General features: G+C 66.7%; 16 protein-coding genes and 2 pseudogenes. 16 read left to right on the top strand and 2 right to left on the bottom strand.

Features of this window, described 5'->3' with window-relative positions:
• Positions 1–209 precede the first annotated feature (209 nt).
• Positions 210–1034: a 1-acyl-sn-glycerol-3-phosphate acyltransferase gene (locus tag JDV09_RS21135; protein WP_221371097.1), complete on the top strand. Its 825-nt coding sequence runs from the start codon at positions 210–212 to the stop codon at positions 1032–1034.
• 74 nt (positions 1035–1108) lie between these two features.
• Here JDV09_RS21135 and JDV09_RS27330 read toward each other — a convergent pair.
• Positions 1109–1309 (bottom strand): annotated as a pseudogene (locus JDV09_RS27330) (enoyl-CoA hydratase-related protein); the annotation flags it as partial.
• 64 nt (positions 1310–1373) lie between these two features.
• Positions 1374–1493 (bottom strand): annotated as a pseudogene (locus JDV09_RS27325) (acyl-CoA dehydrogenase); the annotation flags it as partial.
• Between the two features lie 319 nt (positions 1494–1812).
• Between JDV09_RS27325 and JDV09_RS21125 the strand changes: the two are divergent.
• The 15 genes from JDV09_RS21125 (at position 1813) to JDV09_RS21055 (ending at position 11528) form a co-directional block, all read left to right on the top strand.
• Positions 1813–2040: a FitA-like ribbon-helix-helix domain-containing protein gene (locus JDV09_RS21125; RefSeq protein ID WP_221371096.1), complete on the top strand. Its 228-nt coding sequence runs from the start codon at positions 1813–1815 to the stop codon at positions 2038–2040.
• Positions 2037–2426, top strand: coding sequence for a type II toxin-antitoxin system VapC family toxin (locus JDV09_RS21120; RefSeq protein WP_221371095.1), 390 nt, complete (start codon positions 2037–2039; stop codon positions 2424–2426). The genes JDV09_RS21125 and JDV09_RS21120 overlap by 4 nt, the downstream gene beginning before the upstream one ends.
• A gap of 403 nt (positions 2427–2829) precedes the next feature.
• Positions 2830–3927 (top strand): tyrosine-type recombinase/integrase, encoded by a 1098-nt coding sequence (locus JDV09_RS21115; RefSeq protein ID WP_221371094.1) that lies wholly within the window; start codon positions 2830–2832, stop codon positions 3925–3927.
• Positions 3927–4388 (top strand): hypothetical protein, encoded by a 462-nt coding sequence (locus JDV09_RS21110; protein ID WP_221371093.1) that lies wholly within the window; start codon positions 3927–3929, stop codon positions 4386–4388. Before JDV09_RS21115 ends, JDV09_RS21110 begins: the two co-directional genes overlap by 1 nt.
• Before the next feature lie 84 nt (positions 4389–4472).
• Positions 4473–4667, top strand: coding sequence for a helix-turn-helix domain-containing protein (locus JDV09_RS21105; RefSeq protein ID WP_221371092.1), 195 nt, complete (start codon positions 4473–4475; stop codon positions 4665–4667).
• The gene (locus JDV09_RS21100; protein ID WP_221371091.1) at positions 4664–5023 is read left to right on the top strand and encodes an endonuclease domain-containing protein; all 360 of its coding nucleotides are present in this window, start codon (positions 4664–4666) and stop codon (positions 5021–5023) included. The genes JDV09_RS21105 and JDV09_RS21100 overlap by 4 nt, the downstream gene beginning before the upstream one ends.
• A 189-nt stretch (positions 5024–5212) precedes the next feature.
• Positions 5213–5419, top strand: coding sequence for a hypothetical protein (locus JDV09_RS21095; protein WP_255605750.1), 207 nt, complete (start codon positions 5213–5215; stop codon positions 5417–5419).
• A complete protein-coding gene (locus JDV09_RS21090) occupies positions 5416–6246 on the top strand; it encodes a ParB N-terminal domain-containing protein (RefSeq protein ID WP_221371090.1) in 831 nt (276 codons plus the stop codon). Before JDV09_RS21095 ends, JDV09_RS21090 begins: the two co-directional genes overlap by 4 nt.
• 398 nt (positions 6247–6644) lie before the next feature.
• Positions 6645–7949 (top strand): DNA primase family protein, encoded by a 1305-nt coding sequence (locus JDV09_RS21085; RefSeq protein WP_255605765.1) that lies wholly within the window; start codon positions 6645–6647, stop codon positions 7947–7949.
• A gap of 129 nt (positions 7950–8078) precedes the next feature.
• Positions 8079–8741: a hypothetical protein gene (locus tag JDV09_RS21080; protein ID WP_221371088.1), complete on the top strand. Its 663-nt coding sequence runs from the start codon at positions 8079–8081 to the stop codon at positions 8739–8741.
• 163 nt (positions 8742–8904) lie between these two features.
• Complete coding sequence (locus tag JDV09_RS21075) at positions 8905–9177, top strand: hypothetical protein (RefSeq protein WP_221371087.1); 273 nt, start codon at positions 8905–8907, stop codon at positions 9175–9177.
• Positions 9178–9299: 122 nt separating this feature from the next.
• On the top strand, positions 9300–9764 hold the full coding sequence (locus JDV09_RS21070) for a hypothetical protein (RefSeq protein ID WP_221371086.1): 465 nt from the start codon (positions 9300–9302) through the stop codon (positions 9762–9764).
• 57 nt (positions 9765–9821) lie between these two features.
• Positions 9822–10079, top strand: a complete 258-nt coding sequence (locus tag JDV09_RS21065) for a hypothetical protein (protein ID WP_221371085.1) — start codon at positions 9822–9824, stop codon at positions 10077–10079.
• On the top strand, positions 10072–10527 hold the full coding sequence (locus tag JDV09_RS21060) for a hypothetical protein (RefSeq protein WP_221371084.1): 456 nt from the start codon (positions 10072–10074) through the stop codon (positions 10525–10527). Before JDV09_RS21065 ends, JDV09_RS21060 begins: the two co-directional genes overlap by 8 nt.
• A 170-nt stretch (positions 10528–10697) precedes the next feature.
• Positions 10698–11528 (top strand): phage major capsid protein, encoded by an 831-nt coding sequence (locus JDV09_RS21055; RefSeq protein ID WP_221371083.1) that lies wholly within the window; start codon positions 10698–10700, stop codon positions 11526–11528.
• The last annotated feature ends 370 nt before the right edge of the window (positions 11529–11898 follow it).

The raw sequence follows: 11898 nt of genomic DNA, 5'->3' as shown, positions 1-11898 counted from the left end.
GCCTGCTCTTCGGCCACATTTCTCCGTTCCGGCACCGGCGGGCACCAGTTTCGAAAACGGTATTTTCAGTTGCGCACGACGACTATCACACCGAACCGGGCCGGCTGTCAATGAATCGAGCCGGAGCTTCGCCGACCGCCCCCGCCGCCCGGCCGAAACGGCCGCGGAAGCATTCGCGGTGGCGTATGTTCATCTCCCCGAGGAGGGCGATGGCCGGCAGCGACGCCAATATTGTGCGCACCCAGGTGGGCAGGTGGAACCGCGGTGCCGTGCGGCGACTGGTCGCTGTGCTGCAACCGATGAACAAGCTGTACTTCCGATCGGAGGTGCGCGGTCTCGACAACCTCCCCAGCGGGGCGTCGCTGGTCGTGTGCAACCACTCCGGGGGTATGGTCACTCCCGACCCGGCGGTGTTCGCGGTCGACTTCTACCGCAGGTTCGGTTATCAGCGCCCGCTCTACATCCTGGCCCACGACATGTTGTTCCACGGCCCCGCGGGCAAGTGGCTGCCCCAGCTCGGGATCGTTCAGGCAAACCCCGAAAACGCCGCCGCGGCGCTGGCGGCAGGGGCGGTGACCCTCTTGTACCCCGGTGGAGACTACGACGTGTACCGGCCCACGCTTCGGGAGAACCTCATCAGCTTCGCCGGCCGCACCGGGTACGTGACCGCCGCGGTGCGGGCCGGCGTCCCGATCGTGCCCGCGGTGTCGATCGGTGGCCAGGAGACGCAGCTGTACCTGACCCGCGGCGTATGGCTGGCCCGTGCGCTGCGGTTGACCGGCCTGGAACGCAGGCTGGGCCGGACGGACATCCTGCCCGTCTCGATCGGTTTCCCGTTCGGGCCGAGTGCCCTTCTCCCGGTCAACATGCCGCTGCCCACCAAGATCATCACCGAGGTGCTCAAACCCGTCGACGTCATCGCCGAATACGGACCCGACGCCGACCCCGCGGTGGTCGACGCCCACGTGCGCCGCGTGATGCAGGCTGCGCTACACCGGCTCGCCCGCGAGCGGCGACTGCCGATTGTCGGCTGACCAGTGCTCGACGTGCTGCCGGTGACCCGGGGGCGGCCAGTGCGGGAGGTGTCCCGCGATGCGCGCCGAGCAAGTTACCGTCCGCCGAAGCGCGGCCTGCGCTTCTCCGCGAACGCCCTGAGGCCCTCGCGGGCATCCTGCGAACCGATGACCTGCGCGGTGAATCCGCTTTCGATCGCCCGAGCGTCCTGTTCGTCGAGCCAGCCCGTGGCCAGGATCGACGCCTTCGACTTCTGCACCGCCAGTGGGCCGTTCGCACAGATCCGCGCCGCGATCTCCGGTACCGTGCTGCATCAGCGTCGGGCCGATGGTGTTGATGGTCAGGTACGGGACGGCCACTCCGGCCACTGCCGCGGCGTCACCGAAGATCCGCTGCTCCACCATCGACCGGGCCCCACCGCCGAACTCGGTGGGCCAGCCGATGGCCAGCCAGCCGTCCCTGCCGAGCTGCCGGATCACCTCGAGATAGACCGCGCCGTCGCGGTATTGGCCGTCGACGAAGCTCAGCGCCTCGCGGCGTTCGGGGTCATCGGCGTCGCGAAGTAGTCCCGAAGCTCGCGGCGCAGCTCCTCCTGCCGGCGGTGAACGCAATTTTCATCGGCACGCTCTGCCCGGGTCGGTGCCCGGCGCTCGCCCCGGCCGGCGCCATGGGTCGGCGGCCGTGTTGCGGCGTTCGGCATTAGGGGATGACGAGTGGTCCCGACGCGGTCCCATCCGACAATCCCAGCGCCGCTCAAACTTTATCGCATGTGTAAAACATGAAGAGTATGGTTAAAGCATGTCTAGCATGGTCCAGATTCGAAATGTTCCGGACGAACTTCTCCACGAACTGAAGGCCCGTGCCGCAGCGCAGCGGATGAGCCTGAGCGATTTCCTGCTGACTCGGCTCGCCGAGATCGCGGGAGAGCCAGCCCTCGATGATGTTCTTTCCCGTCTCGCGGCATTGCCGCGCCGAGACCTCGGTGCGAGCGCAGCCGAGTTGCTTGACGAGGCTCGGTCCGAGTGATCGTGGTGGACGCCTCTGCGGTGGTCGAACTCGTCCTCGCGACGCCGCCGGGTGCGGCAGTGGCGCAGCGCTTGCGGGGCGAGGCGGTGCATGCCCCTGCCCACTTCGACGTCGAGGTCATGGGGGCGGTACGGCGGGCCGTCATGCGGCGGCTGATCAGCGATCACGAAGGACTCGTCGCGGTTGCCGACTTCCTGAGCCTGCCGGTTCGTCGTTGGCCGACAAAGCCATTCGTCTCGCGCGCCTACCAATTGCGGAGCACTCACAGCGTGGCCGACGGACTTTACATCGCCCTCGCAGAGGGCTTCGACGTACCGCTTGTCACCTGCGACGGACGGCTCGCCCGATCTCATGGCCACGATGCCCATATCGAGCTTGTCGCTTGAGGATCGCAGTGCCACGGCTCGGCATCGAGATGCGAGCGGACTCGTTCGACGGTCAAGCGGGACCATTCCGATGTCCTGAGACATCACAACGTCGGGCTGACAGGAGCCGCCGTCTGAGCGCCGCTGACCCGGAGGGCACTCGGGCTCGCGACATCCTGGTCGCCCTCCGCAACGCAAAGGCCAGGACCGGCTGAAGCCGACCTGGCCCTTATTCTTGGTCGGGCTGACAGGATTTGAACCTGATGGTGGATGCGACGTGGCCGATTCTCTTATCAGCGGTTTTCGCGCTTCTACCTGCTGGTATGCCGCTCAAGCCGCAGTGACAGTATAGGACACTGTCAGACACATTGGTACATTCATGTTGCACGAATCTTGCACGGAATGACCGAGGGGATGGCAAACGATGGCGCGGAAGAAACGCGGGTTCGGCCGGGTGCGCCAACTACCTAGCGGCCGATGGCAGGCAGCCTACGTCGGACCCGACACGCGCCTGCACAAAGCGCCGCGCACGTACTCCCAGGAGTCCGACGCCGAGGGCTGGCTGTCCAACGAACGCCGCAAGATCGACCTCGGCACCTGGGGCGCCGCGGAACGCTCCGACGGCATCACCCTGACCAAGTACGCCGACCGCTGGCTGGAACAGCGGCGGCTACGCCCCCGCACCCACCAGCTCTACCGGTCACTGCTCGATCGGCTGATTCTGCCCGACCTCGGCGACACCAAGCTGGTGAAGCTCACCCCCGCCCAGGTTCGCGAATGGCACGCCGACCTCGGCGCGGACACCCCGACCCGCAACGCCCACGCATACAGCCTGCTGCACGCGATCTGCGCCACCGCCGTGCAGGACGAACTGCTCGACGGCAACCCGTGCCGCATTCCGAAGGCATCGCAGACCAGGCGGCGTCATCAGGTCGACGTGCTCACCCCGGCCGAGCTGGACAAGCTCGCTGCGAAGATGCCGAAGCATTTGCAGATGACCGTGACTCTGGCCGCCTGGTGCGGACTGCGCTGGGGTGAGACATCGGAGTTGCGCCGTAAGGACATCGAGCGCGATTGCAGTGCGGTGCATGTTCGGCGGGCGGTCACTTACCGCCAGGGCGCGATCCACGTCGGGGAGCCGAAAACGTCGGCGGGCATCAGAACCGTGAACGTGCCGCCGCACATCAGGCCGGCCCTGAAGAAGCATCTCGCCGAGCATGTCGGCAAGGCCGGCGACTCGCTGCTGTTCACCGGCAAGGCCGGCGGGCATGTGCGCCACTACGAGTACCAGTATCCGTGGGAGAAAGCCCGCGCCGCCATCGGCAAGCCGAACTTCCGCGTCCACGACTTAAGGCACGTCGGCGCGGTTCTGGCCGCGCAGTCCGGCGCCACCACCGCCGAGTTGATGCACAGGCTGGGTCACACCAGCCCGGCGATGGCGCTCAAGTACCAGCATGTCGCCGAGGGCCGCGACGCCGAGATTGCCGAACGTCTGTCGAAACTTGCCGCAGGCGGTGCCTGATGGATGACGAAGAGGACCGCGTCGACCCCGATGACATCGCCCGGCTGATCAACATCATGGACAGGGTTGTCCTTGAGCCGGCACGGCAGCGGGCCGCACGATACGAGTCTTTCCTGTCGGACAAGCGAAAGCTCAACGCCCACTTGCTGATCACCTACCGGCGGGCAGGGTGCCGCTGCGTCCTTCTGCATGTGCTCTCGACACCCGATGGTGTGCTGCTCGGCCGCCCGCCGCAACGGCCCGCCGCGGGCGCTGGGCGCCCCGACGTGTTCCAGGTTGAACGCGAACGCGACCCGGCGCGGGCTCAGTGGCTCACCAGCGGCGACAGTGAGAGTGAGCGAATCACACTGCGGTGCCCACACCGGACGTTCTTCAACATCACCTTCTCTGAGATCCGCCAGGATCTCGCCGCAACCCGCCGAGGCGCCACGATCCCGCTCCCACGCGGGAACACCATGTAACGTATGTAGGCATAACGGAACACTGAGCCCGTCCAGAATTGGCGCACCCCTACCGGAGTCGGCACCCGGTGCGAGAGGTGCGCCATGTCCAAATCGAAGGCTCAGCCGCGTCTGGCTGGCATTCCCGTAGCCGCCAAGAACGCCGACGTTCACCCGAGAACCCTTCGCCGCTGGATCTCCGAAGGCAGGCTCACCGGCTACCGTGTCGGCCCCCGCCTGATCAAGGTCGACCTCAACGAACTTGAGGCTTTTATCCAGCCGGTCGGCGGTGCGGCGTGACCACCGCTATCCATCACATCACCCGCAACCTCATCGAGCAGCACGGCCTGCCAACCGGCACATCGCTGGAGAACAGAGTCACCTGGCGGCTGCACACCTGGGACATTCTCGATCAGACCCAATACCGCGTAGGCAAATACCGGCTCGACTACGCCTGGCCCACCGTGAGAATCGCACTTGAGGCCGACGGCCCGCACCATTGGCGACCTGATGTGGCTGTGAAGGACGTCGCCCGCGATGCCTGGCTGCGTTCGCAGGGCTGGCTGGTGTTCCGCGTCGATGACAGCGACACGCTCGATGAACAGTTGTGCCGCGTTGTAAGGATGATCCGCGCCGAGTTGGACGGCGGTGCGTAGATGGCCCGAAAAGATGAAGCCCAGGCGCACGGCCTGGGCGACACCACACTAACCACCACCACCGACAACCACCACGAAGCCGACGGCTATCCGCAGTCTAGCGCCGCAGACCGTCAGTGCGCGGCTGTGGCTGGTGTTCGTCGTCGGCGTGCCGCGTCCCGGCGCCTGCCGGTCCTTGAGCACAGCCGGGTGGCTGATCCGTGGACACCGTGGCGTCCCGATGTGCTGTCCGACCCGCAGGCCGATGGTGTGGTGGCTGCGGCCGAGCACCTGGCGATCGCCGGACTGGCACCGTTGTTCGACGCGACGACGCTGCGCCAGATGTGGCGGCGCGGCGGCGACGACCGCGCCCTCGCCGAGGAACTGCACCGGCTGACCGACGGGGTGATCGCATGAGTGACCACTTCCAGCCGATGCCGGAGCTGCCGGCCGAGCAATACGAAGCGCTCCGCAACGACATCATGGACAAAGGCGTCCAGATGCCGGTCATCAAAGATCAGTACGGCCGGATCGTCGATGGTAACCATCGGGCGGCCATCGCCGCCGAACTCGGCATCAATTACCCGGTCGTCGTGATCACCGTCGATGACGACGATGACGCGATGGACCGGGCGGTCGCGCTCAACTGCTCACGCCGCCATCTGACACGTGAACAGGTCCGCGACATCATCGGCCACGAGATCCGTCGCCGTACAAGGGATTCCGACCGTGCAATTGCCCGCCGGGTCGGCTGCTCGCCGTCCACGGTGGGAGCGGTCCGCGCCGCCCTCTGCCAGGCCGAAGCCGAGATTGCGGCAGAGGCCAAACGCCGGGAGGAGGAACGCGCCGAAGAGATCCGCGCCGAGAAACGTCGCCAGCTTGAGGAGCTAGAAAAACAGGTCGTCACCGAGATCAACGACTTGCAGGGCCGGATCGCCATGACCGCTCTCATGCAGCATCGTGAGGGCGCGAACTGGCAGACGGTCGGCGACGTCCTGGAGCGGATGACATGGCATCAGTTGCGCGAGGCGGATCACTGGTTGGCCGACCGGGAACTGTTCGGGCGGCTGCTCGGGACGGGGTTCGACGAGATCCGCTCCTGGCAGTGTGATGCAGACTGCGCGGTTTGCGATGACCGGCATCGGCAATGGCGCGATGCGCACCCCGAACGGGTCTACCGGTGGGCCGATCCCGAGGTGTCCAACTTGGACACCTCGACGGCCGACCCGCAGGCGGTGGTCTGAATGTTCGCACGGCGTGATCACCACGACTTCACCCTTGTCTCTCAGGGCAACACGTTCCCGCCGCCAACGGACTATTGCACCGGCTGCGGATACCACCCGGTCGTCTACAGCGGCGAACACCGGGCCGACTGCACCGCGGTCCCGAAACCGGCCGAGTACTGCGACCAATGCCTGTATTACCCGGTTGTTCATCACCGGCACCGAGCCGACTGCACAGCGGCGCGGAAGGAGGTGGTCGCGTGACCGACGATCTGGACCGCTCCGACGAATTGCTTGAACTCATCGCCGACGATGCCCGCCGCGATCAGGCGGCCCGCAACGGGCACCACCCCGATGATCCGGGCCCGGCCGATCCCGGTCCCGACGCCAGCGGGCTCGGGCATTCCGGGCAGGTGCGGATGGCCTACCGGCTCGCCGCGTCCCACCGCGACCGGCTGCTGCACGTCCACGGGATCGGCTGGTATCACTGGGACGGCACCCGCTGGGCGGTCGATGAGATCGGCGCCGCGAAACGGGCAGTCCTCGACGTACTCCGGGCGGCGCTGGCCGGCGCGCTCGGCGACCGGCAACTGCAACGCGACATCCGGGCCTGCGAATCGAACTCCGGAGTCGTCGGAGTCCTCGGGATCGCCTCCGCGCTCACCGAGTTCGCCGCCACCGTCGCCGACCTCGACGCCGACCCCTACCTGCTCAACGCCGCCAACGGCACCGTGGACCTCCACACCCTACGGGTGCGGGCACACGATCCGGCCGACCGCATCACCAAGGTCTGCAACGGCGGCTACAGCAGCGAGCAGACAGCCGAGCAATGGGAAGGGTTCCTGTCCCGCATCCTGCCCGACAGCCAGGTCCGCGGGTTCGTGCAACGCCTCCTCGGCCTGGCGCTGCTCGGCGAGGTCCGCGAGCACCTGCTGCCGATCTGCACCGGTGTCGGCGCCAACGGCAAAAGCACCTTCTGGAACGCCGTGCTGCACACCCTCGGCGACTACGCCGCCACCGCCGAGCCCGACCTGTTCATGCACCGCGAAGGGGCACACCCCACCGGAGAAATGGACCTGATGGGCCGGCGGCTGGTGGTGGTGTCCGAAACCGACGAGGGCCGGCGCCTGGCCGAAGCCACCATGAAACGGTTGACCGGCGGTGACCGCATCAAGGCCCGCCGCATGCGGCAGGACTTCGTGGAGTTCACCCCGGCGCACCTACCCGTCCTGGTCACTAACCATCTACCGCTGGTGTCCGGTGACAGCCCCGCGATCTGGCGCCGGCTGCGCGTCGTCCCGTTCGACACCGTCATCCCCGACGACGAACAAGACGACACCCTTCCCGGCAAGCTCGAGCTGGAGGCCGACGGCATCCTGTCGTGGGCGATCGCCGGGCTGCGCGGATACCTCGACGGCGGCCTGGCCGAACCCGACGCGGTGCGGGCCCGCACCGACGACTATCAGCGCCGCAGCGACACCGTCGGCAGATTCATCGCCGACCGGTGCGTGTGCGCACCCACGGTGAAGGCCACCACCACCCAGCTCTACGAGGAATGGCAGCGGTGGGCGAAAGCCGAAGGATGCGACGACATCGGCCGTGGCAACTTCGGCGAGGTGTTGGACCGGCGCGGATACCCCGCCGCCAAGCCTTCCCACGGAAATCGTTGGCGCCACGGTATTTGCGTCCTGGCCAGCGAGGACACCCCCGATGAAGACAGGTAGGGCACGTTTGGCACGTGTTCCGGGTTCACTTTCACGGGCGCGCAGACGGGAGTTAATACGGGCAAACGTGCCAAAGGTGCCCGGCGGGAACGAAACCCAATCAACAGGAAGAGGCACAACATGACCACTATGGCCACCGGCCACACTGACCAGCCAGGCGGTGTGACTAATCCACCAGCCACCGTTCACGACGCCAACAATGAACGCGTCCGGGAATTCGCAACCAGGATGTTCGACGCGGGCAGTATCGCGCGCATCGCGGAGGCCGTCGTCGACATCGCCACCTCGGGCGCCTGGCGCAACTACGACATCAACGGACACGCATGCCATTGGCAGGCTGCCGAGTTCGACTACTTCCTGATCACGTGCGGCGTCAAGTACGACGACATGCGCGAGGTGTTCAAGGGCCGCGCCGCAGCGGCGGCCCTCGCGCCGATGCTCGACCAGCGCGACGAGCAGCACCGGCCATTGCGGATCGCTTCGGAAGTGTGGGGGCCATGCCCAGACGGTGAAACCTTGATCAGTCTGGCCAAGCGCTACGGGTGGGTGACCGATCGCGGTCGCACCCGCAAGCCGCCGGTCAGCCGGCGCTCCCGAGCCCGTGCCAGCGGTGCCAGCAGGGAAGACAGAGCACGTGATGCCAGGCGCCGCCGTCTGGGACCGCAACGGTGCGCCGAGCTGGAGGAATTAGCGGCCGCGTTGGCGGCGAAGCTGACCACCGACGAAATGCGTTTCATGGCAGACGAATTCACTATGGCCGCTGGCCGCAGTGAGAACGGGGATAGCCCATGACAGCAACCGGCCTACCCCGGCGCCGCCGCCGCACCCCCGGCCCGTGCCTCGTCTGCACCACCCGGCTGACCCGGCACCCGAGCAGGATTTGCCGCGACTGCCGAATCGTCGTCGGCGACACCATCACCAACTACAGCACCGCAATTGAGAAAGGAACCCAACCATGACCACCAACCCGAACGAGTCCGGCCCCGACGAGCCCGACAACAGCATCCTCAACCACATCCCCGCCGGCGCAACCGTCATCACGCCCGCCGCAGGGCAGCCCACCCAGATCGCCGCCGGCCACATCGCCCAAACCGGCGCCGACGTCGTGATGCTCACCATCCGCGACAACGACCACAACCCGATCTGCGTAGCACTCACCCCAGCAATGGCCGCCGACATCGGACACCACCTGATCGACAAGGCCACCAAGCTGGGCAGGCCACGATGACCACCCACCCCGGTGGGGGTCAACCCCCTGACCTGCGACAACGAAGCAGTCGCAGGTTAGCTTCGACATTTTTTACAAACCGATCCATAGTCCGCTTTTCCGACACCTATAGGAGGTTTTGAATGTCTGATGAATCCGCTGAACCCGTAAACGACCCCGTCGACGGGCCGGAAACCCCGCAGGACACGCCCGCCGAGGACACCCCCGACAGCGGGGGATCGGGTGAGGCGGCCCGGTATCGGCACCAGCTCCGCGATGCTGAGGCGGCCCGTGACGATCTCGCGGCGAAGCTGGAGACGCTCCAGCGGGTGCAGGTCGATGCTCAGGTCACCGCGGCTGGGGTGCGGCCGGCGGCGTTGTGGGCGACGGGTGTCGCCCTGTCCGATCTGGTCGGCGCCGACGGCACGGTGGACGCCGATCTGGTCGCCGCTGCGGTGGCGGCCACACGGGAGCATTTCGGTATCACCCCGCCGTCGCCGCGTCGGCGGCTGTCGGTGAAGGGCCTCAAGTCCGGGCTCGGCGCGCCGTCGTCGCGCGCGAATCGGTGGAGCGCCGCGTTTTCCCCGGACGGGCTCGGACGCGAATAGTCCCCGACGCCCAGTCGAAAGAAATTTCCCACCCAACCAATTGGAAGGAACACCAAGATGATCGAGAACACCTCAGACCCCGTCTACGTGCGGGCGTATCAGGTCGGCGTGAGTTTCGGCCCCGCCGAAGAACCCGGGCGGATCGCCTGCCATCTGGCGATGGAGTTGCCGGCGCCGATCGGCCGCCTGCACGTCGTGCTCGAGCCCGACCAGATGGCCCTGGTGCACGACGTGTTGCACCAGGCGATCACCATGACCGATGAGCAGGTTCGTGACTTCGTCAACCATGTCCGTATGGAGAACCCTGATGACTGAACCCACCCCCGACACCACCGCGGATCCTGCCGAGCCCGTCGAGGCGGTCGATCCGGCCCCCGAGGCTGCGGAGGAAACCCCGCCCGAGCCGGTCGAGGAGTCCTCCAACAAGGAGGCCGCGAAGTGGCGCCGGAAGTTACGTGACGCCGAGGCGCAGCGTGACCGGCTCGCCGCCACCGTCGAGGCGTTGCAGCGGTCGCAGATCGACGCGATCGCCGACTCCGCCGGTGTCCGGCCGGCGGCCGTGCATGCGGTCGCCGCCCTGTCGGACATGGTCGGTGATGACGGGGCGGTCGATCCCCGGAAAGTCGCCGACGCCGTCAAACAGGCCCGGGACACGTTGGGGGTGCAGACGAAGGGCGCCCCGGTGCCCGGTGTCGGCAACGTGCCCAACATCCTGCCGAACCCGAACCGTTGGGAGTCGGCGTTCAAGCCGCGCACCAGATAGCGGATAGAATGGGCGTTGCGCCGGGATCCCGGTCCAGGTTGATCGGCCCGGCGCACGCTCCCCGCCAGGCGCGGGCACGGCACAGCCCAGGACGGGCAGCCGCGATGAAAACCAACAGTTTTCACGACGCTGCCCTGAACACGTTGTGACCGTTCAAAGGAACCCTGCCCGTGAGTACGCTCACTACCCCCACCTCTGCCTATCCGTGGCGGCCGGACACCACGTTCTTCGCCGCGAACGAGGTCGTCGGTGACGCCCTGATCCTGCAAACCTCCACGATCGCCGGGGAGGTTGACGGTGATCAGCCTGCCGTCCGAGTCGCCTACGTCGACGACGCCGAGAGCGCGGACTATGTCGATGAGAACGCCGAGATCCCCGAGGACGAACCGACCCTGAGCGAGGCGGTCGTCAGAACCAAGAAGCTGGCCCGCCTGGTCAACCTCTCCAGCGAGCAGTTCCGGCAGGAGATGACCGCCGAGCAGGTATCCCAAAGCGTTGCAAGGGATTTGGTCCGCAAGGCCGACAACTCCTACATTGCTGACGTGACCGATCCGACCGGGCTGCTCAACATCCCCGGCACCGTGTCCGCCGACGCCGGCGTGTACGACAACCTCGACAACTTGGTGGAGCTGATCGCCACGCTGGAGTCCAACGGCGCCACACCGTCGGCGATCGCGGTGGATCCGTACGCATGGAGCAGCCTTCAGACGATGAAGATCGGCACCGATTACAACGCCATGCTGCTCGGCGCAGGAACCGAAACCACCGAACCCCGCCTGCTGTCGCTGCCGATCCTGCGTAGCCGGTTCATCCCCGCCTACCACGGCCTGGTCCTCGACCGGCGCGCCATCGTCAGTGCGATCGGGCCCGTGCAGGTCGCCGTGTCCGAGCACGCCCTGTTCTCCCGCGACGCCGTGCAGCTGCGGGCGACGTGGCGTATCGGCTGGGGCGTCACCAGGCCGAACTGGCTGGGCAAGTTCAGCCTCGAGCCCGGTTCGTAAATAGGCTCGGGTGTGCGCGGCTGGCCTACCTCTTGCCGAGTCCGCCAGCCCGCAGCACCCCGGGAACGGTCAGGCCCGCGTGACTTGGTGATCGCGCGCGGGCCTGACCACCCCCCAGGGCACCCACCCCTCCGGTACCCGCCGCGCGCCATCGCAGCCATAGGCGTGGCGAGAGGGAGGCCGGAAAAAACTTTTTCCCCCACCACCAGGGAAGCAGTCCCTCCGGGCCCCCAGAAGCGCGGCGCGGTCGGCATAGCATGCCGGGATTTGTACGAAATGAAACTTTCGGCCCCGGCGGCAGTTGCCACGACGGTCGTGATGACCGTGGTTGCCGAGGTTTTTACTGAGGTCAGTAAAAACTATGGTCAAC

Source organism: Mycolicibacterium xanthum (assembly GCF_019710635.1).
Taxonomy (GTDB): Bacteria; Actinomycetota; Actinomycetes; order Mycobacteriales; family Mycobacteriaceae; genus Mycobacterium; species Mycobacterium xanthum.
Note: the sequence above shows the minus strand (reverse complement) of the source record. Positions and strands in the feature narration are given on the sequence as shown.

Excerpts from the sequence above, each read along its gene's own strand:
- JDV09_RS21135 (WP_221371097.1), top strand. The coding sequence starts at position 210 with ATGGCCGGCAGCGACGCCAATATTGTGCGCACCCAGGTGGGCAGGTGG.
- JDV09_RS21125 (WP_221371096.1), top strand. The coding sequence starts at position 1,813 with ATGTCTAGCATGGTCCAGATTCGAAATGTTCCGGACGAACTTCTCCAC.
- JDV09_RS21115 (WP_221371094.1), top strand. The coding sequence starts at position 2,830 with ATGGCGCGGAAGAAACGCGGGTTCGGCCGGGTGCGCCAACTACCTAGC.
- JDV09_RS21110 (WP_221371093.1), top strand. The coding sequence starts at position 3,927 with ATGGATGACGAAGAGGACCGCGTCGACCCCGATGACATCGCCCGGCTG.
- JDV09_RS21105 (WP_221371092.1), top strand. The coding sequence starts at position 4,473 with ATGTCCAAATCGAAGGCTCAGCCGCGTCTGGCTGGCATTCCCGTAGCC.
- JDV09_RS21090 (WP_221371090.1), top strand. The coding sequence starts at position 5,416 with ATGAGTGACCACTTCCAGCCGATGCCGGAGCTGCCGGCCGAGCAATAC.
- JDV09_RS21085 (WP_255605765.1), top strand. The coding sequence starts at position 6,645 with ATGGCCTACCGGCTCGCCGCGTCCCACCGCGACCGGCTGCTGCACGTC.
- JDV09_RS21080 (WP_221371088.1), top strand. The coding sequence starts at position 8,079 with ATGGCCACCGGCCACACTGACCAGCCAGGCGGTGTGACTAATCCACCA.
- JDV09_RS21075 (WP_221371087.1), top strand. The coding sequence starts at position 8,905 with ATGACCACCAACCCGAACGAGTCCGGCCCCGACGAGCCCGACAACAGC.
- JDV09_RS21070 (WP_221371086.1), top strand. The coding sequence starts at position 9,300 with ATGTCTGATGAATCCGCTGAACCCGTAAACGACCCCGTCGACGGGCCG.
- JDV09_RS21065 (WP_221371085.1), top strand. The coding sequence starts at position 9,822 with ATGATCGAGAACACCTCAGACCCCGTCTACGTGCGGGCGTATCAGGTC.
- JDV09_RS21060 (WP_221371084.1), top strand. The coding sequence starts at position 10,072 with ATGACTGAACCCACCCCCGACACCACCGCGGATCCTGCCGAGCCCGTC.